The following is a 24,617-nucleotide window of genomic DNA, read 5'->3' as shown; positions in this document are numbered from 1 at the left end:
CACACTTCCCCGCCCCTCGGCAACGACGATACGAGGGCCGGGCGTTATGACTCGACACCCGGTTTCTTGGGCAGGCGACCGTCGATTACCTGATACAGCGCGCTGTCTGCTGGCCAGTTGCGCATAAACCGCGCCCGATCACGGGCGTAGGCCGGCGCAAAGCTGGCATCGCTACGGTGCTGGCACATTGAGTCGAGATCAATAAGCGCCCAACGACCGGGAGCCGGCTCTGTTTGCCAAAACACATTGTGACCCTTCAAATCACCGTGGCTGATACGCTCGCGGATCAAGTCCGCGAACAGGTGATCCAGCGCCTGCAGTTCGGCTTCTGGCGCGTCGCCGCTGTCGACGTAAGGCTCAAAACGCTCAATGATGTCAGGGCCGGGCAAGAAGTCGGTCACCAGATACGCCTTACCACGCAGCCACAAAAAGCGGGTTTCCAATAACGCCAGCGGCTTGGGCGTTGCGATCCCGAGGAATGCCAGCCGGTTGCCTTCACGCCAGGAGTGCCAGGCACGACTCGGCCGCCAGAAACGCTTGAGCCAATGGGCAAAGCCTTTGATGTTGTAACGCTTGATCACCAGCGTGCGACCGTCCACCTCGACCTTGCCGACACTGGCTGCGCCGCCGGTTTTGTAAAGATGGCCCTGATCGAGCAACGCATCCGCCCTGGCCAGCACCGGCAGCATGGCGGACTCTTCTCCACGTCGTACGGCGCGCAAGGCCATCGCCCCACGCTGAACGTTGAACAACGAACAATCGCGCCCCACTTTGTTGAGGAAGTCATTCAGGCGCCAGGCGCGCACTTTCTCGACCTGTTTGAGTAACGCTTCGAGCGGCAGGGCGTGCTCACCGTTGCTGAGCAGGTAATGCACCAGCAACTCCTCGATATAAGGCTCAAGGCTTTTGGGCAACTGGGCAAAGAACACCCCGAGGTTTTCCAGCACTTTTTGCCGCGACAGCGGCTTGCCCGCCGTCTCGACGCAAATGCCACCACCGTCGATCACATACAGCTTGCCGTTCTGACGCAGCAGGTTGTCAAGATGAAGATCTTCCTGCCAGACCCCTTTGAGGTGCATCTGGCCAATGACCTCAAGGGCTTGTGCCAATACGGTTTGTTGCTCGTCCGCCAGCACCGGTAAGTCCTGCACGGCACGCCAGGCAGCGCCCAGGCTCTCGGCGTGCTCCAGAAACTCAAACAGCAGCCAGCCGCCCTCACCTTCCTGCAAACCGTCTGCCAATAACAACGGCGTCGTCAGCCCTTGCTCGGCCAGCACACGGACGCCCGCCAGCTCCCGCTCAAAGTTGCGAGCAGCCTTGCTGCCTACCATCAATTTGGCCAGCACCGTACGACCTCGCCATACGCCTGCACCGACATAACGCTGGCCCGGCAAAACGCGCAACAACGTGAGCAATTGCAACTGCGCAGGCCCGGCCGCATCCGCCAGCTCAATACTCAACGGCAAACCCGGGGCGCGCCCGGCTTTTTGCAGTTCGGATAGACGCATCAGCGGTTCTCCTTTAGATGACGGCGCACATTCAGACGTTGATACCACGCGTCGACCAGACCGCTGTCCAGCGGTTGGTCGAGGTAGGCCGCCAGCATCGCGCGCACGTCGGCCTCGGTCCAGACCTGAGCGCGGCGTAATAACGGCTCAAGGTCTTTAACCCGATCACGTTGGCCCAGCAGCAAAGGCCGGGTTTTCTCCAGGTCGATCAACTGAGCGCGATACGCCTGGCCATCGGGCTGCAAGAAGATGTGCTTGGGATAAAAACAACCATGCACCTGACGCACCGCATGCAGACGCTGCGCCAACTGACCACACGCCTGCAAGATGGCCTGGCGCTGTTCGGCCGTCAGTTGCGTCCATTGCTCCAGCAGCGAGTCGAGGTCGTTCCAACCATCCAGCGCACGGGTCATCAGAATTGCCCGACGCTCGCCGCCGACTTTGCGCTCACCAAAAAACACCGCTTCCAGCGCCGGAATACCCAGCTGCTGATAGCGTTGAATATTGCGAAATTCACGGGCAAAACTCGGTTCACCCAACGGGCTATGCAACGTCCGGGTCAGGTAATTGCTCTGACGCTTGAGGTAAAAACCCTGACCGTCGAGGTCCATGCGAAACACGCTGCTCCAGCCGCCGCGGCTGGTATTGGGCTCGTCAACGGCCTCGAGTTGCAGGTTCCATAACGCGTCGAAGTCAGCCAGACCCTGGCGCTCCAACAGTGCGCGATCAGCGTCTGCCACAAAATCAGTCATTCCCGGCCCTCAAAAAAACGCACGATATGACGGACGCGTTCCTTGTCCGCCCCAGTAAGTCGCGTGCGTCCGGTGTATTGGAAATAAAAACGCAGGCGCTGGGTGGCCGAAAGGTGGTATTTGGCCACTTTGTCGAGGCACGCCAAGTCTTTAGTGATGCGGTACTTGAGCCAGAAACCGCGCCAGAAGTCGCCGTTGGGGCAGTCGATCAAATACAACTGCGCCTGATCGTCGATCAGCAAGTTGCGCCATTTCAAATCGTTATGGGTAAAGCGGTGGTCGTGCATGGTTTTGGTGTAGCGCGCCAATTGGCGGCTGACACCGTCTACCCACGCGCGATCTTTGAGCAGCGGATCGTTGTTGTCTGCCAGCTCGGACAAGTCGCGGGTGTTGGGCAATTCGCGGGTGATCATGGCGCCGCGGTCGTAAGCCAGGCCTTTACGCTCAAGACCCCAGGCCACCACGTCAGCCGTCGGAATGCCCCACTTGGCAAACCGCTTGAGGTTTTGCCATTCGGACTTCACGCGTGGGCGGCCCAAATAGCGACGCAGCCCTTTGCCAGCACCGGTGTAGCGTTTGACGTAGTAATTGACGCCCTCACGTTGAACACGGATGACCTCGGACAGCGGGTCGCGGGTCAGGTGCTCGCCCTTGAGGGCGAACACGGCGTCCAGCGTGCCGAAGTCGCGGGCCAGCGCGCTGTAAGCGGGGTCCAGATTCCAGCCCGCCATTAGAGTGCATCCCCATAACGCACTTTGCGTTCGTAGAGTTTTTTTGCCTTGCCTTCCAGCCAGGCCAGCAGGCGAGCTTCATCACGCAAAATCTGACGCAATGGCATCTGGAAGTAACCGCGCAAAAAACGCAATTTGTCGCGCCGGGTCAAACCGATGTCCAGCGCCGAGAAATACAGGGCGGCCAGATCCTTGTTACGCCAGCGGCGGCTGATGACCGGGCGGGTTTGGGCACGGTGCAGGTCGATGATCGACAAACGGAAATTATCCGCCGTCACCGGCTTATCGGTGTGCAGCAAAAAGTGGCAGATATAACAGTCGCGGTGGTTAACGCCAGCGCGATGCATCATGCCGGTCATGCGTGCCACTTCAGCGATCAGCGCATGTTTGAGCGAGGGCTGCGGCGGTTGCTTGACCCAGTTGAGGCTGAAATCTTCGAGGCTGACGGTCGGTGCCAGCTCTTCGGTGATGATGAACGAGTGCTGTGCGGCCGGGTTACTGCCTTTCTCGCCGTAGGCCACAGCAGTCATGGTGGGGACGCCAACCTCGTGCAGACGGCTGATGGCACGCCACTCCTGACCTGCGCCGAGCACTGGCAACTTGGCGGTCAGCAGATTTTTGAACACTTCGCCCCAGCCAATGCCACGGTGGATTTTTACAAAGAAACCACGCCCTTCGACCTCAGTACGCAACGTACGTCGGCCTTCCAGCTCGCGGTAAACCTCGCCTTCCAGACGCTCGACTTCGGTGAACGCATCGCGTCCGGCCCACAAGCGCTTGAACGGTTCGGCAAGTATCAGTTTCATCAGTGTTGCTCCGCCAGAATCACATCCGCAGCGTGCTGCGGCATGCTATAGAGGTCGGCCGTCTGCGCGAAGGCCAGGCCGTTTTGGCTCCAGGCCGCGCGCGCAGCATCATCGGACAACATGTGGGTCAGGTACTCATTGAGTTGCGCCTGCTCAAACGGCTCGTCCAGCACACGCCCGGCATCTGCTTCGGCAATGTAGTGGGCATAACCGCATACCGCGCTGACCAGCACCGGCAAGCCGGCCACCAGCGCTTCAAGCAGTACGGTGCCAGTGTTTTCGTTGTAGGCCGGGTGAATCAGCACGTCCGCGCCCAACAAAAAGCGCGGGATGTCGCTGCGCCCTTTCATGAACTGCACATGCTCGCCCAGCCCCAATGTGGCGCTTTGCAATTGAAAGACTTTGGGGTCGTCCTGACCGATTACAAACAATCGGGTACGTTTTTTAAGCTCGGCGGGCAATGCTGCCAGCGCTTTAAGGCTGCGATCCACGCCTTTGGTCTTGAAGCCTGAGCCGATCTGCACCAGCAGCAAATCATCGTCCGCGAGTTTGAATTCACGCCGGAAATCCGCGCGAATGTCGGCCGCATTCGGCGGCGCACGGCGATCCAGCGCAATGCCCGGCGGCAGCAAATGGAAACGCTCGATCGGGGTGCCATAGTGCTTGATGAACAAGGGTTGCTGGACTTCGGAAATCATCAGGATTTCGGTTTTGGCCTGCTTGTCGAACACCGCACGCTCGTACTCGGCAAAGTGCCTGTAGCGCTTGAAATAGCGGTACATCGAGTGCCGCAGGTTTTGCGCCTTGTCTTCAAAACAGCCGTCGGCAGCGTAATACACGTCCAGCCCCGGCATTTTGTTGAAGCCAATCAGACGATCCACCGGGCGTTTGGCCAGATCGGCCTGCATCCAGGCGAGCATTTTTTCATTGCGCGTGTGATTGAAGAACGCCTTGACCGGCGCCACCAGCACTTCAAAACCCGGCGGGATATCACCTTCCCAGATCATGGTGTAGACGCGGATCTGGTGCCCGCGCTTCTGGCACTCCAGCGCAATGCGCATAAAGTCCCGCTGCAGACCGCCAAACGGAAAGTATTTGTACAGGACAAAAGCCAGTTGCATCAGCGCAGTTCCTCAGCCAGTAACAACGTGCTTAATCGACTTGCAACACGCTCGGGGTTCAAACGAGTGAAGCACAAGGGCCACTCGGCTTTCAGGTCAAACCGCTGCTGGTCCTGTGCAGTCGGCTGGTACGTGCATTTTTTCTGCAGGCACGGGGCGCACGGAAAATCGCTGGCGAGGTGGATTTGCACCTTGCCGTAGGCGCCTGTCAGACCGGGATTTGTCGGGCCGAACAGGGAAATGGTCGGCACATCCAGTGCCGCCGCCAGGTGCCCGAGGCCCGTGTCCACTGCCACACAGGCACTGGCGCTGGCCAGCACTTTGGCAACGCCCGCCAGATTCAACTTGGGCAGCACGACGACGTGGGGCAACTCACTGGCGATACGTTGCGCACGGGCCTTCTCGACCGGATTGCCCCAAGGCAAGCGCACCTGAACGCCCAAGTGCCCCATGCGAATGGCCAGGTCACGCCAGTACACTTCGGGCCAGTGCTTGGTGTCCCACGTAGTGCCGTGCAGAAACAGGACAAACGGCTTTTGACGCGGCAACTCGACCAACCGGTCGACATCCAGCCCGTAATCGCCCAAGCCTTTGGGCAAGTCGTAGCCCAGCGCAACAGCAAACAACTGACGCAACCGTTCGACGGCGTGCTGGCCGCGGGCCACAGCCAGGCGGCGCTGGTAAAAGCGGCTGGCCAGAGGCTCACGGGCCGAGTCACTATCAAGCCCCGCGACCGGTGCTTTGACGTAGCGCGTCAGCCACGCACTTTTGAGCAAGCCCTGCGCGTCGATGACAAGATCGTATTTTTCAGCGCGCAGGCTTTGCTTGAAACGTCGCCATTCACCGCTTTTGAAGGTTTCCCAGATATTTTTGCGCCAGCGGCGAATTGCCACGGGTATCACTTTGCCCACTGACGGGTGCCAGGTCGGGATCTCGGCAAAACCTTCTTCCACCACCCAGTCAAACGTGATGCCCGGAATCGCTCGCGCGGCGTCGGTCAGCGCAGGCAAGGCATGAATCACATCCCCAAGGGATGAGGTTTTCACCAACAGAACACGCACCTAGTGAACCTCGACCGGTGAGCCCTGCAAACGCTGCAAGGCATCTACGACGAGTTGCGGCAGCAGTTCGCGCAGGCAGTTGTAATGACCGAAACGGCAGGTGCGCTCAAAACACGGGCTGCATTCGAGCCCCAGGCGCACGATCTCGACCTTGTCCGCGAGCGGGGGCGTGAAACCTGGCGAGGTTGAGCCGTACACCGCCACCAGCGGGCGGTTCAGCGCAGCCGCCACGTGCATCAGGCCCGAGTCGTTGGACACGACCGAATCTGCGCAGGACAGCAGATCAATCGCCTCGGCCAACGATGTGTCGCCGCTGAGGTTGACCGCCTCTTCACGCAAGCCGGGGATCAAGCGCGCGCGGATGTCTTCGCCCACCGCGTGATCGTTTTTCGAACCGAACAACCACACTTGCCAGCCTTCACGGATTTTCTGCTCGGCAACTTTGGCGTAGTGCTCGGACGGCCAGCGTTTGGACTCACCAAATTCGGCGCCCGGGCACAGCGCCAGCACCGGGCGATCAAGGGTCAGACCGAATTTGTTCAACGCGGCATCGCGGCTTTGCGGGTCGATCTGCAAAGAGGGCCGCGGGTACGGCGTGGGCAATTCGACGCCCGGTTCATACGCCAGCGCCATGAAACGCTCGATCATCAGCGGATAGCGCTCTTTGTCGAGCGTGCGCACATCGTTCAGCAGGCCGTAGCGAAATTCGCCGCGCCAGCCTGTACGTTTGGCAATTGCGGCAAAAAACGGCACCAGCGCCGATTTCAGCGAATTGGGCAGCAAGATGGCCTGATCGTACTGACCCTTGAGGGACTTGCCGATCTTGCGCCGCGTGGCCAGTTCCAGTGCGCCGTGGCCGAGCGGGAAGCTCAAGGCCTGGCGAACTTCAGGCATGCGTTCGAGTATCGGCCGGCTCCACTCGGGGGCCAGCACATCGATTTCGCACTCCGGGTGACGCTGTTTCAGGCACTGGAACAGTGTCTGCGCCATCACCATGTCACCGACCCAGCTGGGCCCAACGATCAAAATTTTCATAAGTTTCCATAAACAAGCAAGGGAGGCATTCGCCTGATGCTCGCCAGTCAAGCGCAATCAACCGCAGGAGTGAGCGAACTCACTCGTGCAGGGACAGCCTTTTCTTAACTGGCGGGACTCAGGCTTTCGCCTCCCCGCTGTGATGCCATTTCGCTTTATTTGACCAGTGTACGCCACTCGGCGTGGGCCGACGTTTTGCCGGTGACCAGATCAAAGTAAGCCTTTTGCAGTTTTTCGGTGATCGGGCCACGGCGGCCGATCCCGATTTGACGCCCGTCGACTTCACGAATCGGCGTCACCTCAGCGGCGGTGCCGGTGAAGAACGCTTCGTCGGCGATGTACACCTCGTCGCGGGTGATGCGTTTTTCAACAAATTTGTAACCCAGCTCGGTGGCCAGGGTCAGGATCGTGCTGCGGGTGATGCCGTTGAGGCACGCCGTCACGTCCGGGGTGTAGATCACACCATCCTTGACCAGAAACACGTTCTCGCCCGAGCCTTCGGCCACGAAACCTTCCGGGTCCAGCAACAGCGCTTCATCGGCACCGCCGGAAATCGCTTCCTGCAGGGCCAGCATCGAGTTGATGTAGTGACCGTTGGCCTTGGCACGGGTCATGGAAATGTTCACATGGTGACGGGTGAAGGAGCTGGTACGCACCTTGATCCCGACTTCCAGTGCTTCGGCGCCCATGTAGGCACCCCAGCTCCACGGCGCGATAATTACGTGGACTTTCAGCCCGGTGGCACGCAGGCCCATGGCTTCAGATCCGTAGAACACCATCGGGCGAATATAGGCGCTGTCGAGGTTGTTTTCACGCACCGCTACGCGGGTCGCTTCGTTGATTTCGTCTTTGCTGAATGGGATCTTCATGCCCATGATGTGGGCCGAATCGAACAGGCGGTCAGTGTGCGCCTGCAGGCGGAAAATCGCCGCGCCCTGCGGGGTTTCGTAGGCACGCACACCTTCAAACACGCCCATGCCGTAGTGCAGGGTATGGGTCAGCACGTGGGTTGTCGCGTCACGCCACGGCACCAGCTTGCCGTCATACCAGATCACACCATCACGATCAGCCATCGACATCATTACGCTCCTCAAAGAATCCAGCACCTGCGCCTTGAGACGACAGGCAAATTGGACGGACCTTATGGGCCCGCCGGATACGTTTTACAGCTTTAACTCTGTGTTCTGGCTGACCGGGCCCAGGCCCAGCTCAGACCAAATGCGCCGTACGTTCTGACGTTCGACGACAAACTGATCGCCCGTGACCACCCCGGCTTCCTTCTGCAAAGCCTGGCGGTGGGCAACCGCGCGAAAGGCCTTGTACGCCTCACGCAACAGGCTGGCATCGGCAGCGGGTATCAACCCGGCCTCCTCCAGCCCTTCCAGAATGCGGATGTTATCGGTGAAACGAAGCAACTGCGGGTACTCCCGCGCCCATGCAAGGGTCGCGTATTGCACCATAAATTCAATATCGACGATACCTCCGGCGTCCTGCTTGAGGTCGAACGGCACCGTGGCCTCGAAGGCATTTTCACCCAGGCCGGCGGCGGTCATGCGGGTGCCAAGGTTGTCGCGCATCTTGGCCCGCATCTCGCTGACCTCCTGACGCAACGTGGGCAAGTCCCGTTCGCGGCCCAGCACACCGGCGCGCACCTTCTCAAATGCGCTGCCCACTTGCTTGCAGCCCACCAGCACACGGGCCCGTACCAATGCTTGATGCTCCCAGGTCCAGGCTTCATTTTCCTGATACCGCTCAAAGGCTCCGAGCGAACTGACCAGCAACCCGGAAGCGCCCGACGGACGCAAGCGCATATCGACGTCATACAACTGGCCAGAGGTCGTTTGCGCGGTGAGCAAGTGAATGATTCGCTGCCCCAGGCGAGTAAAGAATTGGGCGCTGTCGATGGGTTTAGGTCCGTCGGTATCGGCATTCGGGTCACCGTCGTGGATGAATACAAGGTCCAGATCCGAACCGTGTCCCAGCTCGATCCCACCCACTTTTCCGTAGCCGACAATAATAAAGCCCGGGTCGCACAGACTGCCGTCGGTACGCTGCGGGGTGCCGTATTTGGCAACCGTCTGCCGCCAGGCCAGCGCCAGCACTTGCTCCAGAATGGCTTCGGCCAGCCAGGTCAGGTAGTCGCTGACCTTCATCAACGGCAGGCTGCCCGCGATTTCCGACGCAGCCACGCGCAAGCGGTGCGCAAGCTTGAAGTTACGCAGTGCTTCCATCTGTTGTTCAAGGTCGTCCTCGGGAATGCGCGTCAGGCGCTCACGCAACTCCGCTGCCAGCTCCGGCGCCAGGGGCGGCTTGAACAGACGGCCTTCATTGAGCAATTCATCAAGCAGCAGCGGGAAACGCGTGATTTGCTCGGCAATCCACGGGCTCGCCGCGCACAAGGTCAACAGACGGCGCAGGGCGTCGGGGTTTTCGGTCAACAGCACCAGATACGCCGAGCGTCGGGCCACGGCTTCCACCAGCGGCAACACCCGCTCCAGGACCAAGTCCGGGTTGGCATGCTCAACCGCCTGGGCCAGCAAGCGCGGGATAAACGCGTCGAGACGCTCACGCCCCAAGCGCTGCATCGCGCGCAGTTGCGGGCTTGAACGCAGGCTGGCCAGTTGTTTCAGCGCTTTCGGCGCATCGACAAACCCGGCCTCTTCCAGTTGAACGCACGCCGCTGCGTCGTCCTGAACTTCTTCCCACAGCGGCAACCACTCCCCGCCGACAATCAACTCACCCTCATCGATGTCTTCTTCATCGTCCGGGTCGGCAATCACCTGACGGAAATGCCAGTCAATTCGCCCTCGCCACGCCATGAGTTGCGTGTGGAAGGCGGCCCAATTGGTAAACCCCATCATGAAAGCAATGCGCGCCTGATCCAGCTCGCTGTCGGGCAGCATCTGGGTCTGACGATCGGCAATCGCCTGAATCGCGTGTTCGGTGTAGCGCAGAAATTCATAGCCCTCGCGCAGTTCACTGACCACCGCAGGTGGCAAATAGCCCTGCCCCTCCAGAATGCTCAACACTTTCAGCAGCGGGCGTTGTTGCAAACTCAGGTCGCGCCCCCCGTGAATCAACTGGAAGGCTTGGGCAATGAATTCAACTTCGCGAATCCCGCCCGCCCCCAGCTTGATGTTGTCGGCCATGCCTTTGCGTCGTACTTCCTGCTGAATCAGCTGTTTCATGGTGCGCAGCGCTTCAATCGCAGAAAAATCGAGGTAGCGCCGGTACACGAACGGGCGCAACAGATCGAGCAATTGCGCGCCCATGACTTGATCGCCCGCCACCACGCGGGCCTTGATCATTGCGTAACGCTCCCAGTCGCGGCCCTGATCCTGGTAATACTGCTCCAGCGCATTGAAGCTCAGCACCAACGCCCCCGACGACCCATACGGGCGCAAGCGCATGTCGACGCGGAACACGAAGCCGTCGACGGTCATCGGGTCCAGCGCTTTGATCAGCCGCTGCCCCAAACGAATGAAGAACTCCTGATTATCCAGCGGGCGCTTGGCCCCGACCGTTTCACCGCCTTCGGGATAGGCGAAGATCAGGTCGATGTCCGATGAGAGGTTCAGCTCCACAGCCCCGAGCTTGCCCATGCCCAGAATTACCATCGGCTGCGGCTCGCCGCTGCGCTGCCCGATCGGCGTGCCGAACTGCTGGCAGTGACGCTCGTACAGCCAGCGGTAGGCCTGATCGATGCAAGCATCGGCCATGTCCGACAGGTCGCGGCAGGTTTCGATCAAATCCGCCTGGCGAGTCAGGTCGCGCCAGATGATGCGGACTTGGTGACGCGTGCGCTGGCGACGCAATACGCGGCCCAACTCCTCATCGGTTTGCGCCTGCTGCACGGCAGCAGCAATTTGCCCGCACAGCTCACCGGGAGCGAAGTTGCGGTCCAGTTCGCCGAAGCTCGCCAATTCCAGCAACATCACAGGGTCACGCAATGCCTGCTCAATAAAGAAGTCGCTGGCCGCACTGACGCGACTGAATGCTGCCCATCGCGCGTCAGACCAATCTTCCAGCCCTGGCCCACTGTCAAGCCCGGCCACTGCAGCGCGCCACGACTGTTCAGCACGCTTAGCAACGGGCAATAAAAGAGGGGGAATGGGGGCAAGCGACGGAAGGCTCATGGTCTATCCTTGATCGGCTAAGGGATTGCCGGGTACGGTGACAGGAAGAAACAGCGGTTTAATCCGACTGTCGAACAAAGGTTATAAATAGCTGACAATTCTTTTTTCTTGGCACAGAACCTTCACACAGAAGGCAAAAATCTAAATTTCGCACCAACAGTATCGATTTTTCGCACAACCAAACAGGTGGCCGTTGAAGCCTATCCTGTAGTTTTACTACTGACTCACCCATTTGAAAGGCTGAAATGGCCAACGATTTGTAGTAAAACTACACAACCCCGGAATCTACTTCCGGCTATCCAAGAATTTATGTCGTCTGCCCACAAGGCCAGTCGCAAACTCAGGCAACCGATTCTGGAAGCCTTTCCGCCCTGGAGCAAGCCATGCAAGACCTCGATCCCGTCGAAACCCAGGAATGGCTGGACGCCCTGGAATCGGTTCTCGACAAAGAAGGCGAAGACCGTGCTCACTATCTGATGACCCGTATGGGTGAGCTCGCTACTCGCACCGGTTCGCAGCTGCCGTACGCCATCACAACGCCATACCGCAACACCATTCCCGTTACCCACGAAGCACGCATGCCTGGCGACCTGTTCATGGAACGCCGCATTCGCTCGTTGGTTCGCTGGAACGCCATGGCAATGGTAATGCGCACGAACTTGAAAGATTCTGACCTGGGCGGTCACATCTCCAGCTTCGCCTCCAGCGCAACCCTGTATGACATCGGCTTCAACTACTTCTTCCAGGCCCCGACCGAAGAACACGGCGGCGACCTGATCTACTTCCAGGGCCATACCTCCCCGGGCGTTTACGCGCGTGCCTTCATGGAAGGCCGCATCACTGAAGACCAGATGAACAACTTCCGCCAGGAAGTCGACGGTCAGGGCCTCTCGTCCTACCCGCACCCATGGCTGATGCCTGACTTCTGGCAGTTCCCGACCGTTTCCATGGGTCTGGGTCCGATTCAGGCGATCTACCAGGCGCGCTTCATGAAGTACCTGGAAGCGCGCGGGTACATCCCGGCCGGCAAGCAGAAAGTCTGGTGTTTCCTGGGCGATGGCGAGTGTGACGAGCCGGAATCCCTGGGCGCCATCTCGCTGGCAGGCCGTGAAAACCTCGACAACCTGATTTTTGTTATCAACTGCAACCTGCAGCGCCTCGACGGCCCGGTTCGCGGCAACGGCAAAATCATTCAGGAACTCGAAGGCGTGTTCCGCGGTGCTCAGTGGAACGTAACCAAAGTCATCTGGGGCCGTTTCTGGGACCCGCTGCTGGCCAAAGACGTCGACGGCATCCTGCAACGCCGCATGGACGAAGTCATCGACGGCGAGTACCAGAACTACAAAGCCAAAGACGGCGCATTCGTGCGTGAACACTTCTTCAACACGCCTGAACTCAAGGCGATGGTTGCAGACCTGTCCGACGACGAAATCTGGAAGCTCAACCGTGGCGGCCACGACCCGTACAAGGTCTACGCGGCGTACCACGAAGCGGTCAACCACAAAGACCAGCCAACCGTCATCCTGGCCAAGACCATCAAGGGTTATGGCACCGGTGCGGGCGAAGCGAAAAACACGGCGCACAACACCAAGAAAGTCGACGTCGACAGCCTGAAGTTGTTCCGCGACCGTTTCGACATCCCGGTCAAAGACGAAGAAATCGAAAACCTGCCGTTCTTCAAACCAGAAGAAGGCAGCGCTGAAGCCCGCTACCTGAGCGAGCGTCGCACGGCACTGGGCGGTTTCGTGCCACAGCGTCGCGCCAAGAGCATGAGCATTCCGACCCCGCCACTGGACACCCTCAAGGCCATCCTTGACGGCTCCGGCGACCGCGAAATCTCCACCACCATGGCCTTCGTGCGTATCTTGGCGCAGCTGGTCAAGGACAAGGACATCGGCCAGCGCATCGTGCCGATCATCCCGGACGAAGCCCGTACCTTCGGTATGGAAGGCATGTTCCGTCAGTTGGGCATCTACTCGTCCGCCGGCCAGCTCTACGAGCCCGTCGATAAAGACCAGGTGATGTTCTACCGCGAAGACAAGAAAGGTCAGATCCTCGAAGAAGGCATCAACGAAGCAGGCGCCATGAGCTCCTTCATCGCCGCCGGTACTTCGTACTCCAACCACAACCAGCCAATGCTGCCGTTCTACATCTTCTACTCGATGTTCGGCTTCCAGCGTATTGGCGACCTGGCCTGGGCCGCTGGCGACAGCCGCACCCGTGGCTTCCTGATCGGCGGCACCGCCGGGCGCACCACGCTCAACGGTGAAGGCCTGCAACACGAAGACGGTCACAGCCACATCCTGGCTGCCACCATCCCGAACTGCCGCACCTACGATCCGACCTACGGCTATGAGCTGGCGGTGATCATTCAGGACGGCATGAAGAAGATGACCGAAGAGCAACAGGACGTCTTCTACTACATCACCGTGATGAACGAGTCCTACCAGCAGCCAGCCATGCCGGCCGGTGTCGAGGAAGGTATCGTCAAAGGTATGTACCTGCTGGAAGAAGACACCCGGGAAGCCGCTCACCACGTTCAACTGATGGGCTCCGGCACCATCCTGCGTGAAGTGCGTGAAGCTGCGAAGATCCTGCGTGACGAGTTCAACATCGGTGCGGACGTGTGGAGCGTTACCAGCTTCAACGAACTGCGTCGCGACGGCCTGGCCGTTGAACGTGCCAACCGTTTGCACCCTGGTCAGAAGCCACAGGTCAGCTACGTTGAAGAGTGCCTGAGCGGCCGTAAAGGTCCGGTCATCGCTTCGACTGACTACATGAAGCTGTTCGCCGAACAGATTCGCCAGTGGGTACCGGTCAAGGAATTCAAAGTGCTGGGCACTGACGGTTTCGGCCGCAGCGACAGCCGCAAAAAACTGCGTCACTTCTTTGAAGTAGACCGTCACTTCGTGGTGTTGGCAGCCCTTGAAGCACTGGCTGACCGTGGCGATATCGAACCGAAGGTGGTAGCAGAAGCCATCGTCAAGTTCGGCATCAACCCGGAAAAACGCAACCCACTGGACTGCTGAGGAGAATATTTGTGAGCGAACTCATTCGAGTACCTGACATCGGCAGCGGTGAAGGTGAAGTCATCGAACTGTTTGTAAAGGTCGGCGACCGCATTGAAGCCGACCAGAGCATCCTGACGCTGGAATCGGACAAGGCGAGCATGGAAATCCCTGCGCCCAAGGCCGGTATCGTCAAGAGCCTGAAAGTAAACCTGGGCGACCGCCTCAAAGAAGGCGACGAACTGCTGGAGCTGGAAGTCGAGGGCGCCAGCGCGGCGCCTGAAGCCGCTGCTCCGGCCGCTGCTGAAGAACCCGCCAAAGCCCCTGCCGCAGAAGCGCCAGCCGCCCAGGCACCCGCAGCTGCGGCCCCGGCAGAAGCCACCGTGCAGGACATTCACGTCCCGGACATCGGCTCGTCGGGCAAAGCCAAAATCATCGAGATTCTGGTCAAGGCAGGCGACACCGTTGAGGCCGATCAATCGCTGATCACCCTCGAATCCGACAAGGCCAGCATGGAAATTCCATCGCCAGCTGCCGGTGTGGTGGAAAGCATTTCGGTCAAGCTCGATGACGAAGTCGGCACTGGCGATTTCATCCTCAAGCTCAAGGTTCAAGGCGCTGCGGCACCTGCCGCACCTGCGCCAGCAGCCCCGGCTCCGGCCAAAGCTGAAGCGCCTGCCGCTGCAGCCCCTGCGCCAGCCGCCAAAGCCGAGGCAGCCCCTGCCCCGGCCGCCGCGCCTGCGCCAAAAGGCGCGAAAGTTCACGCAGGCCCTGCTGTCCGTCAACTGGCCCGCGAGTTCGGCGTCGAGCTGAACGCAGTGAGCCCGAGCGGCCCGCACGGTCGCGTGTTGAAAGAAGACGTGCAGGCCTACGTCAAGGCCATGATGCAGAAGGCCAAGGACGCTCCGGCCGCCGGTGCAACCGGTGGTGCTGGCATTCCGCCGATTCCGGCTGTCGATTTCAGCCGTTTCGGTGAAGTCGAAGAAGTGGCCATGACCCGCCTGATGCAAATCGGCGCGTCGAGCCTGCACCGCAGCTGGCTGAACATCCCGCACGTGACGCAGTTCGATCAGGCTGACATCACTGAGCTGGAAGCTTTCCGCGTCGCGCAAAAAGCCGTTGCTGAAAAGGCTGGCGTGAAACTGACCGTACTGCCCCTGCTGCTCAAGTCGTGCGCCCACCTGCTCAAGGAAATGCCCGACTTCAACAGCTCGCTGGCGCCAAGCGGCAAAGCCATCATCCGCAAGAAATACGTGCACATCGGTTTCGCCGTGGACACACCGGACGGCTTGCTGGTTCCTGTGATCAAGAACGTTGATCAGAAGAGCCTGCTGCAATTGGCTGCCGAAGCCGCTGCGCTGGCTGCCAAAGCCCGCGACAAGAAACTTACCGCTGACGACATGCAAGGCGCCTGCTTCACCATTTCCAGCCTCGGCCACATTGGCGGCACAGGCTTCACGCCGATCGTCAACGCGCCGGAAGTGGCGATCCTGGGTGTCTCCAAGGCAACCATTCAGCCTGTCTGGGACGGCAAAGCCTTCCAGCCCAAGCTGATGCTGCCCCTGTCGCTGTCCTACGATCACCGCGTGATCAACGGCGCTGCAGCTGCACGTTTCACCCAGCGCCTGAGCCAGTTGCTGGCCGATATCCGCACCATCTTGCTGTAAGCCAGACCCCGGTCTTCTTCACCGAAGGCCGGGGCCGCGCACTGTTTTCCGAGCGCCACGCTCGTACCTCAACCCCGCCCAATTGGCGGGGCTTTTTTTGCTCTAAGAACACCCTCAAAAACATAATAGCTCAAAGCCATTATGCGCAACTTCTTGCACACCTCGTTGTGGACAAGTGTGTGGATACATCGCTGAAACCCTTACTGTTTAATACGCACAAGCAAGTGCGCAAGAAGTTGCACAGTACTGCGCAACTTCTTGCGCACTTTTTCGAACTTTCCCCAACTTTTTACGGGCAAATACCCCCTCTAAAAATCCAAAAAAAATAATTCCCGTGTAAACAAGGCTTTAAAAAACAGTGGCATGAAAGTTGATTACCCACTTAGCTCCCATTCAGGCCTGCGGGGCTGAATTCACTCTTTTCATGGGTAAAAAACATGTTCGCGCAGGCCAATGCAGCTCACTTTTCCTTGCTCATCCCGAACGTGCGCAACGACTTCAAAGTCTTGGCATTTAACGGCAAAGAAGCGATCAGCGAGCTGTACGCCATTCGCATCGAGCTAGTCAGCGAACATTCGAATATCGATCTTGAATCGTTATTGTGCCAGCCCGCTTTTCTACAGTTCGGCTTTAAAGGCGAAGGGCTCCACGGCCATATCGAAGATGTATACGTCGGGGAATCCGGCAAGCGCCTGACGCGTTATATCGTCAGCCTTGTACCCGCCCTGCACTATTTGCAGTTCAGCCAGAACCCGCGCATTTTCCAGCACCTGAGTGTGCCGCAAGTGCTGGCCAAGGTGCTTGAGGGCCATGGTATCCAGGCAGATGCGTATGCCTTCAACGTCCTCCACAGCCCAGTGCGTGAATACTGCACGCAATACGCCGAGACTGATTTTGAGTTCCTGCAGCGCCTGTGCGCCGAAGAGGGCATCGCCTGGCATCACCAGCACAGTAAAGACAGCCACTTGCTGGTATTCACAGACACCCAGACCTACTTTCCTCTTTTGGGAGAAACGCCTTACCAACCAGGCACTGGCACCGTGGCCGACCACCCTGTGATTCAGCAGTTCTCCCAGCGCCTGAGCACCCGGACCAGCACCGTTACGCGTCGCGACTACGACCTCAAGCGCCCCAGCCTGCTGCTGCAAAGCGCGTTCACGGCGGACTTTGCCCCCGCGCTCGAGGACTATCACTACCCGGCGCTGATCGACACCGAGAAGCGCGGCAGGCAACTGGGCCAGCAAGCCCTGGAGCGCCATCGCAGCGACTATCGCCTGGCTGAAGGCCACAGCGATCAGCCAATCTTGCGCAGCGGCCACTTCTTCACCCTGACCGAACACCCGCGCAAAGCCTGTAACGACTTGTGGCTGCTGCTCAGCGTCCATCACGAAGGCAAACAGCCGCAGGCACTGGAAGAGTCTGTCAGCAGCGATGTGCAGCCCGCAGACGGCTTCACTCAGGGGTACCGCAACCAGTTCAGCGCCATCCCGTGGGACGTTTTCTATCGCCCCCCCTGACACCCCCGCGCCCTCCGCTCGTGACCCAGACAGCCCGCGTGACCGGCCCGGAGGGCCAAGAGATTTTTTGCGACGAGCTGGGACGCGTACGGATCGAGCTGCCCTGGGACCGGGCCGAACTGGACAGCGACAAAAGCAGTTGCTGGGTGCGCGTGTCATCAAGCTGGGCGGGCGAGCATTTCGGTGCCAGTACCATCCCCCGCGTCGGCATGGAAGTGGTGGTCACCTATGTCGAAGGTGACCCCGACAAGCCGCTGATCACCGGCTGCGTGCCTAACACATCAACGCCTGTGCCCTACCCGCTGCCGGCCAATAAAACCAAAACGGTGATGCGCAGCCACAGCTCGCCGCACACCGGCGGTTACAGCGAACTGTCAATTGAAGACCGTGCCGGGCAGGAGAAAATCTTTCTGCGCGCACAGCGCGATATCGAACACATCGTGCTGAACGACAGTGACACAAAAATCGGCCGCGACCGTGCCGAGCAAATCACCCGCGACAGCCGCAGCCTGATCGAAAACAACCGTTTCGAGCAGGTTGGCGGCAACAGCACCAGCCTCATTAAAGGCAACGAACAGCACACCACCCAAGGGCTGCGCGACACCGTCATCGAAGGCAACGAACAACTCTCGGTCACCGGCAACAGCAGTACCCAAGTCGACGGAACGTTGGTGATGCAAGGAGGAACCCACACCCACGTCACCGCCACCCACGTGGTAATCAACGCCGGCGCCAGCTTGACCCTGAGCGCGGGCGGCCAACACATCGTGATCAATGGCGGGGGCATTTTCAGCAGCGTGCCGATTGTGGTCGGCGGTGCGCCAGTGCCCGGCGTCGCACCATTACAGGCAGCCCAGGCACAAGCCATCGCTGCCAAACCTCTGATTGCGCCCACACTGGCGGCCCTGATGAAGGCCAGTAAAGCCAAGGGAGCTGACTTCTGCCCCCTCTGCGAGGCGTGCAAAGACGGCGTCTGCCTGCCACAAGGAGCCACCTCATGAGCCTCACCACCGTCGTCCAATGGATGAGCGAACAACGCCAGCTCGGCCAGGCAATTGCCCTGGTGCTGGACTCCGAAGACGAGCGCGAGCCCCGTCAACAGTTGTTGCGAAGCTGCGATTACGAACGCTACTGCGGGGTCTATCACCAGACCCCGGTCAGCGAACTGGCCGATGCCGGGCCCTATATCTTCATCATCGAGCCCCGGGAATACGCAGTTCTGGACACGCTACTGGCCGAGCCGCAGCGCCACTGGGGCTGGCTGGCAAGCTTGCCCCAACAGCAACTGCCCGCCCTGACCCGGCACTGGCGCGAACGCATCATCACCGGCACCCGCCCGAATCAGGCGCTGTATCGGTTCCATGACAACCGGGTGCTCGCCCGGGCCTTGGCGTTCATGACCGAGGAGGCGCTGCCCGGCTACCTGGGGCCTGTCACCAGCGTGTGTTACTGGGCCGAATCGCGCTGGGACGTCACCCACAACCCCGTGCCCGGTGAACACCCCGTGCCCGACCAACCGGCCTGGCTCAACGTCCCGGCCCCGCCGTTGCTGGCCATCGACATCCTGCACACCAATATCTACCGCTACCTGTGGGCCGAACGCAGCGATGGCATGCTCGCACTCAGCCAGCAACGAGACCCGGACGAGTGGCTGGCTGAGCAACTGACCCAAGCGCGGCACTGGAACTGGAACACGCCCGAACAACTGCACTTTTTAGTGCTGCATCGTTTAGAAACCCTGGAGCGACCAGTGATAAAAAACTGGTCACCCCGCGAGCACGAGACGCCACAGACTCACTTTGAGCGACTGTTGAGCGAAGTGCAGTTCTGGGCGGGAGCAACCCCCGTATGAAGCTCAACCTGCGCGAATGGCTTTTGAGTGCAAGTCTGTGCTTCCTTACTGGCTGCTCGCTGACGCCACCCAAAACCTTCACTTTTCAGGCTGACGTGCCTGAAAACTTCACGGTGACCGGCACTGCCAACTACAAACCTGCCCCCGGTGAGACCTGCATCGCCCCCTCCGGCGAAGCGTTCACTACAGGCAGCCTGTTCTTCAAGCCGGAACAACCCAAAACAGCCCATCAGGTTGAGTTCAAAGTGCCACTGACCGACAACGACCATGGCTGCTCGATGGTACTGCGAGGGCTGAAGCTGAAGATTGAAGGACAGTGGGGCAAGCGTGAACTGGACATGAGTTTGGCGTCTACCGGTTTTTCTATCAGTGATGAGCCCTCAGCAAATTTGCCCGCCAATTCGACACCACCGGTCCGAGTCTTTAAGAGGCAATGTCAGTGGTTTTTTCGAACAGCCGGCCCTAAGCGATTTATCAAAAAAATACTGCAATGCAGGGCCCTTGGTGCAAACGGCGACATGGAGAAACGCATGATCGGTGGCAGCTTGCATCGCGATCAGATGGCGGATTCGACAGTCAGATTGGTGCTGAGTGTGGCCAACAGTGAAAAGCCTTACTACAAAGGCTGGTGGATTGAAACTCCAAAAGGATGGAAAGCCTGTACAGGTGTTTGGGGCACTCAAAATGAGGAGCCTTGCACCAAGCCGTATAAATTCCTTGAGTCTTTCAAAATGCCGGGCGGTCGAGAGTGCACCGTTTATCCGAACTGCACTGAATAAGGACATTAAAAAATGAAAACATATGTAAACACGGAAAAGTATAAGTCGCTTATACCCACCATCAACTGGGGGCAGGCTTTGTGCCTGGGCGCTTTTGCTTTGGTGATGTCGGGCTGCTCCGTTACCCCACCCAAAACCTTCACCTTTCAGGCTGACGTGCCTGAAAACTTCACGGTGACGGGCACCGCCAACTATAAACCCGCGCCCGGTGAGACCTGCACTGGGCGATCCGGAAAACCGTTCCGCGTCGGTCGTCTGCACTTCAAGCCGGAACAACCTAAAACGGCCCATCAAGTTGAATTTAAAGTGCCATTGACCGAGAACAAACTCGGTTGCTCGGCGGTGCTGCACAGTCTGAGGCTGACAATTGAGGGTCGCTGGGGCCCAGGCAGAGAGCATACTTCACATGAATTTGCCTACTTCTCAATTTCAGATGACACCTCGCAACAAACTTCCATTTCTCAAGTGTTTGAAGGGCAATGCCAGTGGTTGTTCAGAACTATGGGCCCGTATCGCTACATCGTGAAAATCCCTAAGTGCAGAGCCTTGAATGCAAACGGCGACATGGAAAAACGCATGATCGGTGGCAGCTTGTTGCATCGTGATCAGTTGGCGGACTCGACGGTCAAGCTGGTGTTGTCTGTGGCGAAGGAAGAAGAACCAGCAATTGGAGATAACTGGATTAAGTTTCCGGCGGGTTGGAAGCGTTGCATGGGCAAAGGCCTGGATGACCGCTATGGCTTTTGCCGAGGAAACACTAAAGATTTCAAAACTTTCAAAATGCCAGACGGTCGCGATTGCACTGTTTACTCCAAGTGCACTGAGTAAGGAGGTTGTGCAATGAGTTCATACAAATCCATAGCGAACCAAGAAAAAAGTATTTTTAATTCAAGAAAACTTTCCTGCCCATTAAAAGAGCAATGGATAAGCTTTCAGTTAGTGGACGAAAACGGTAATGGCCAACCTTACGCGGGTCTTGGGTATAGCCTTCAAGACAGTGCAGAGCAGCTTTATCTGGGGGTATTAGATGAGCAAGGATCCGCCAAGATCCATGATTGCTATCGCGGCCCAGCCATCTTGAAATTTAATAATCAGTACGTAGGTTCAGATGACACCTATTGTTTTTTGATGGTACGACCTCATTACCCCCTCCCTATTACCGAACTCCAAGTACGAGCAGAAAAAACCCAGTTCTTCCACGAAGACGGCTTCCGCACCGAACACAACCCTGCCAATAAGAACGACGGCAATTTCATTCAGGTGGAAGTACGCGACCTGGTTAAAAACGGCGCGCATTTACCGCCGGTAGTCGACCGTCACTACCCGCCCAAAAAAGCACTGATTGACGCAGTGGCCAAGTTATCGCCGGGGCAGGACGCGTCCGACCTGTACGGCGTCGGGTTAATGCCTAATCGCCATACCGTGCTGGAAGTTCGCCCTTTGCGTGCATTCCGCCCTCTGCTTTCAACCAGTAATGACTTCAGCGCCTTGAATTTGTATCAGCTCTCCATCATGGCCGGGTTGAGTTATTCGGATTTCGGCCAAGAGCCTCCCCTCAGGCCTACCCAGACTGTGGAATTCAAATTTGACCCCAGTGTCGGCAACTTTTTCGGGGATGCCCTGGCAAACTTCCGCCAAAGCTGGAGGGTCGACAAAGACCAGTCTTCGGTCACCCGCTATTACCCCCTTTATGAAGAGGTGCCCTACTCCAAACGCTTCGAAATCCTGCCCTTCGACCCTACGCTTTATGAAAGTAATTTGCCGGAGAAAGAAGAAGAGCAAGAGCACCCGGCCAATCTTCATTTTTTTACCGATCACGATGAGTACTTGTTGAGCGGTAAAAGCACCCAGGCCTATATCACGCACCACGATGAAATCATCCTGATCGGCATACGTGGCACGCTTGAAAAGTCAGACTGGTGGCGTGATGCCGATGCTGAACAAGTGCCTTTTGAAGAGGGCGCTGGTCATGTTCACCATGGCTTTTACGATGCCTACAAAGCCCTGAAAGACTTCATAAAAAAATATCTTTCCCAATTCTATACAGGTCAAAAAATCGTTATTACCGGTCATAGTTTGGGCGGGGCAATTGCACTGATCCTCGCTGAGGCCTTGCGCAACGATAAAGAGCAACAGTACGACATCCTTCTCTACACCTACGGCGCACCGCGTGCAGGTGATGCCGCTTTCGTCGAGGCCGCCAAGCCGCTGGTTCACCATCGTATGGTCAACAACGACGACATGGTGCCCAGCGTGCCCGCGCCCTGGATGAATGCCCGGCGTACCATCTGGCTTCCGGGGCTGGCTTCGCTGTTTGTGATCAACCCGGTGATGGCCATTCTTATTTTTGTCGGAGGCCTGGTGCGGGTCGGCGGCAAACCGTATGAGCATCACGGCACGTTGCACCACTTCATGCCCGTGCGTTTCGGCACCGAGGAAAAATCCTCAATTCTCTGGAACCCCGGTTGCGCCTCCATCGAAGAGGCCGCCTGCACCCGCGCCCTGGCCAAGGACGGAGACCTTCCTTTGCGCGGTGGGGTGATCAAACAATTCATGAGCTTCGGTGATCACAGTTTGTCGGGCGCTTATATCCCGTTCTCATGGGCCACTTTGCGGCGCTGGCAGCAAACCCAGCAAGACAGTCAGACGGTGGTGACCAACCGTGAATACAGGCTGGTAGGTAAAGCACTGCAAACCATGCGCGAACAGGTCTGGAAAAAGGGCAGAGAAGCCACCGACACCAAGGGTTATGCCAATAACGAACCCGACTACATCCAGACCGTCAATGACTACTCAGGCGAGTACGGCAAGCTCGGCACGGCCCTGCAACGCCTGAAGACCCAGAACAACCGTTACCTGACCCTCAAGGATGTCTACGGCACCGCTGCGCAGTCTGAGCAGTTGCAAGCCACGCTGGATCGCTGGATGGCCCAGCGCGAGAACCAGGTGCAGGTGCAAATCGCGATGATCCCTCAGCCCACTGCGTATGACATGGAGGTCGCCTCAGCCGGGAAACCGTATTACCTGGACATCGACTCCATTGTGTAATCCCTCGGCAGCAGCCCGGTTGCGCCAGTCACCGGGCTGGAGGCTGTGTTTCGCGGTATTCACATCGGCCGGATCACACAGGCGCTAATCGCTTCGCCCTACGGCCCATGTCGAACTCACGGACAGGTCATCCATGGGGCCCACTTCTATGTTTAAAAAAGGATTTTTTTAAACATCAGAAAGGATTTCGATGTGAATCGACCTACCGTCGGCCCGATTCTGGGCTACACCACGCCCCACCATGCACGTATTTTCCTGCGCGGCGCCACCAGCACGGATTACCCGGTTTTTGCAGGGATTCGGCACCGCAAACGCGGCGAGCAGCTGTGGTCTGCGGGTGTTTACTCAAAGCTCAATGGCGAATACGACATGTCCGACACCCTGGTGCTGGACAACCTTGATGCCGACAGCCCTTACGAATACCAAGCGGGCTGGTTCAACACCACGCACCCCGACCACACTCCCGAAACCGTCGCCAAGATCGCGCTGGAATGGCCAGAAACCGTTTACACCTTCAAGACCGCGAGCACTGAACGCAACCGGGTACGCCGCTATGTCGTGGGGTCTTGTCGCTACCTGAGGCTCACCTTGGGTGTGCCCTCTGCGCCAGAACTCGGGGATGCCATTTTCAGCGCCATTCAGTCCCTGGCTGCCCGCCAGCCCCTGGACGGGTTGCTGATGGTTGGCGATCAGGTCTACGTCGACGATTTGAACATCGTGGCGCCCGACCGGGATTACCCGGCCATCGCCCATAAATACCGCAGCGCATTTTCGCAGCCGCACATTCGCAACTTAATGTCGGGCACACCGACTTATATGATTCTCGACGACCACGAAATCGAAGATAACTGGCCCGCCAATCAAAGCAGCGCTGACAAAGCGCTCTATCAAAACGCTCTACGCGCTTATGAAATCTATCAATGCAGCCATGGCCCGGCGCTTGAACGGCTCCCCGACGGAAAAATCAACCGCAAGGTCTCGCGCTACTGGTACTCGTTTGCCGACGGTGATAGCGACTGGTTTGTCACGGACTGCCGCACGCAACGCATTTTGTCGGGCAGCGACAAACGCATGCTGGGTGTTGAACAAGAAAACGCCCTGCTGAAATGGCTAATCCAGAGCCCGGCCAAAGTGAAATTTATTGTCAGCAGTGTGCTGGCGTTCCCGGACCTGAAGAACCATGGCGAAGATGGCTGGAAGGCCTATTCGACGCAGCGCACACGCATCCTTGAGACCATTCGTTCGAACAAGATCAAGAACGTCATGTTTGTATCCGGGGATATTCATGGCTCGTTGACCAGCCAGTTGCGGCATAGCCAAGACCCTGACTTCGTCGTGCACAGCATCGTGTCATCGCCATTGTGCAATTCGAAAATGCTGCCCTACGCCAAGGCAGACAACCTCATTCTCGACGAGCCTTTGGCCACCAACACAGCGGGCACCTACAAAGCCTCGATGATTAGCCGCATGATCAGCGAAGACAATTTTGCTTGCCTGACACTGCAAGCGGATCAGTTAAACGTGGACTTTCACGATAAGAAAGGCAGAAAGATCGAGTCCGTGACCATCGCCCTGCGCTGACACGTCTACGCCTGA

Annotated in this window: 16 protein-coding genes and 1 pseudogene; 8 read left to right on the top strand and 9 right to left on the bottom strand. The window is 58.3% G+C overall.

Going from position 1 to position 24,617, the window contains the following annotated elements:
* Positions 1–44: 44 nt before the first annotated feature.
* From CJF39_RS01900 to glnE, 9 genes are all read right to left on the bottom strand, one after another.
* Positions 45–1,508: a lipopolysaccharide kinase InaA family protein gene (locus tag CJF39_RS01900; RefSeq protein WP_094991910.1), complete on the bottom strand. Its 1,464-nt coding sequence runs from the start codon at positions 1,506–1,508 to the stop codon at positions 45–47.
* Entirely contained in the window at positions 1,508–2,260 is a 753-nt protein-coding gene (locus CJF39_RS01895) for a lipopolysaccharide kinase InaA family protein (RefSeq protein WP_094991909.1), read from the bottom strand. Before CJF39_RS01895 ends, CJF39_RS01900 begins: the two co-directional genes overlap by 1 nt.
* Positions 2,257–2,991, bottom strand: coding sequence for a lipopolysaccharide kinase InaA family protein (locus CJF39_RS01890; RefSeq protein WP_094991908.1), 735 nt, complete (start codon positions 2,989–2,991; stop codon positions 2,257–2,259). The genes CJF39_RS01895 and CJF39_RS01890 overlap by 4 nt, the downstream gene beginning before the upstream one ends.
* Positions 2,991–3,797 (bottom strand): lipopolysaccharide core heptose(I) kinase RfaP, encoded by an 807-nt coding sequence (gene rfaP, locus CJF39_RS01885; RefSeq protein ID WP_094991907.1) that lies wholly within the window; start codon positions 3,795–3,797, stop codon positions 2,991–2,993. Before rfaP ends, CJF39_RS01890 begins: the two co-directional genes overlap by 1 nt.
* Positions 3,797–4,918, bottom strand: coding sequence for a glycosyltransferase family 4 protein (locus CJF39_RS01880; protein ID WP_094991906.1), 1,122 nt, complete (start codon positions 4,916–4,918; stop codon positions 3,797–3,799). Before CJF39_RS01880 ends, rfaP begins: the two co-directional genes overlap by 1 nt.
* A complete protein-coding gene (gene waaC / locus CJF39_RS01875) occupies positions 4,918–5,979 on the bottom strand; it encodes a lipopolysaccharide heptosyltransferase I (protein ID WP_094991905.1) in 1,062 nt (353 codons plus the stop codon). The genes CJF39_RS01880 and waaC overlap by 1 nt, the downstream gene beginning before the upstream one ends.
* Complete coding sequence (waaF, locus tag CJF39_RS01870) at positions 5,980–7,014, bottom strand: lipopolysaccharide heptosyltransferase II (RefSeq protein ID WP_094991904.1); 1,035 nt, start codon at positions 7,012–7,014, stop codon at positions 5,980–5,982.
* Positions 7,015–7,169: 155 nt separating this feature from the next.
* A complete protein-coding gene (locus CJF39_RS01865) occupies positions 7,170–8,093 on the bottom strand; it encodes a branched-chain amino acid transaminase (RefSeq protein WP_047273066.1) in 924 nt (307 codons plus the stop codon).
* 84 nt (positions 8,094–8,177) lie between these two features.
* Complete coding sequence (glnE, locus tag CJF39_RS01860; RefSeq protein WP_094991903.1) at positions 8,178–11,150, bottom strand: bifunctional [glutamate--ammonia ligase]-adenylyl-L-tyrosine phosphorylase/[glutamate--ammonia-ligase] adenylyltransferase; 2,973 nt, start codon at positions 11,148–11,150, stop codon at positions 8,178–8,180.
* Between the two features lie 383 nt (positions 11,151–11,533).
* On the opposite strand from glnE, the gene aceE reads away from it, so the two are divergent.
* From aceE to CJF39_RS01820, 8 genes and pseudogenes are all read left to right on the top strand, one after another.
* A complete protein-coding gene (gene aceE, locus CJF39_RS01855) occupies positions 11,534–14,179 on the top strand; it encodes a pyruvate dehydrogenase (acetyl-transferring), homodimeric type (protein ID WP_094991902.1) in 2,646 nt (881 codons plus the stop codon).
* Between the two features lie 11 nt (positions 14,180–14,190).
* Complete coding sequence (gene aceF / locus CJF39_RS01850) at positions 14,191–15,825, top strand: dihydrolipoyllysine-residue acetyltransferase (RefSeq protein WP_094991901.1); 1,635 nt, start codon at positions 14,191–14,193, stop codon at positions 15,823–15,825.
* Positions 15,826–16,262: 437 nt separating this feature from the next.
* Positions 16,263–18,343, top strand: a pseudogene (tssI, locus tag CJF39_RS01845) (type VI secretion system tip protein TssI/VgrG).
* A complete protein-coding gene (locus CJF39_RS01840; protein ID WP_094991900.1) occupies positions 18,340–19,194 on the top strand; it encodes a DUF4123 domain-containing protein in 855 nt (284 codons plus the stop codon). The pseudogene tssI and the gene CJF39_RS01840 overlap by 4 nt, the downstream one beginning before the upstream one ends.
* Entirely contained in the window at positions 19,191–19,973 is a 783-nt protein-coding gene (locus CJF39_RS01835) for a hypothetical protein (RefSeq protein WP_094991899.1), read from the top strand. Before CJF39_RS01840 ends, CJF39_RS01835 begins: the two co-directional genes overlap by 4 nt.
* Before the next feature lie 12 nt (positions 19,974–19,985).
* A complete protein-coding gene (locus tag CJF39_RS01830) occupies positions 19,986–20,801 on the top strand; it encodes a hypothetical protein (RefSeq protein ID WP_249275309.1) in 816 nt (271 codons plus the stop codon).
* 300 nt (positions 20,802–21,101) lie between these two features.
* Entirely contained in the window at positions 21,102–23,021 is a 1,920-nt protein-coding gene (locus tag CJF39_RS01825) for a lipase family protein (protein ID WP_249275308.1), read from the top strand.
* 192 nt (positions 23,022–23,213) lie between these two features.
* The gene (locus tag CJF39_RS01820; protein WP_094991897.1) at positions 23,214–24,602 is read left to right on the top strand and encodes an alkaline phosphatase D family protein; all 1,389 of its coding nucleotides are present in this window, start codon (positions 23,214–23,216) and stop codon (positions 24,600–24,602) included.
* Positions 24,603–24,617 lie beyond the last annotated feature (15 nt).

Origin of the sequence: Pseudomonas lundensis (genome assembly GCF_002269125.1) — a bacterium.
GTDB lineage: Bacteria > Pseudomonadota > Gammaproteobacteria > Pseudomonadales > Pseudomonadaceae > Aquipseudomonas > Aquipseudomonas lundensis_A.
This window is presented reverse-complemented; position numbering and strand designations above follow the sequence as displayed.

Excerpts from the sequence above, each read along its gene's own strand:
- CJF39_RS01900 (WP_094991910.1), bottom strand. The coding sequence starts at position 1,508 with ATGCGTCTATCCGAACTGCAAAAAGCCGGGCGCGCCCCGGGTTTGCCG.
- CJF39_RS01895 (WP_094991909.1), bottom strand. The coding sequence starts at position 2,260 with ATGACTGATTTTGTGGCAGACGCTGATCGCGCACTGTTGGAGCGCCAG.
- CJF39_RS01890 (WP_094991908.1), bottom strand. The coding sequence starts at position 2,991 with ATGGCGGGCTGGAATCTGGACCCCGCTTACAGCGCGCTGGCCCGCGAC.
- rfaP (WP_094991907.1), bottom strand. The coding sequence starts at position 3,797 with ATGAAACTGATACTTGCCGAACCGTTCAAGCGCTTGTGGGCCGGACGC.
- CJF39_RS01880 (WP_094991906.1), bottom strand. The coding sequence starts at position 4,918 with ATGCAACTGGCTTTTGTCCTGTACAAATACTTTCCGTTTGGCGGTCTG.
- waaF (WP_094991904.1), bottom strand. The coding sequence starts at position 7,014 with ATGAAAATTTTGATCGTTGGGCCCAGCTGGGTCGGTGACATGGTGATG.
- CJF39_RS01865 (WP_047273066.1), bottom strand. The coding sequence starts at position 8,093 with ATGTCGATGGCTGATCGTGATGGTGTGATCTGGTATGACGGCAAGCTG.
- glnE (WP_094991903.1), bottom strand. The coding sequence starts at position 11,150 with ATGAGCCTTCCGTCGCTTGCCCCCATTCCCCCTCTTTTATTGCCCGTT.
- aceE (WP_094991902.1), top strand. The coding sequence starts at position 11,534 with ATGCAAGACCTCGATCCCGTCGAAACCCAGGAATGGCTGGACGCCCTG.
- CJF39_RS01840 (WP_094991900.1), top strand. The coding sequence starts at position 18,340 with ATGAGCCTCACCACCGTCGTCCAATGGATGAGCGAACAACGCCAGCTC.
- CJF39_RS01835 (WP_094991899.1), top strand. The coding sequence starts at position 19,191 with ATGAAGCTCAACCTGCGCGAATGGCTTTTGAGTGCAAGTCTGTGCTTC.
- CJF39_RS01830 (WP_249275309.1), top strand. The coding sequence starts at position 19,986 with ATGAAAACATATGTAAACACGGAAAAGTATAAGTCGCTTATACCCACC.
- CJF39_RS01825 (WP_249275308.1), top strand. The coding sequence starts at position 21,102 with ATGGTACGACCTCATTACCCCCTCCCTATTACCGAACTCCAAGTACGA.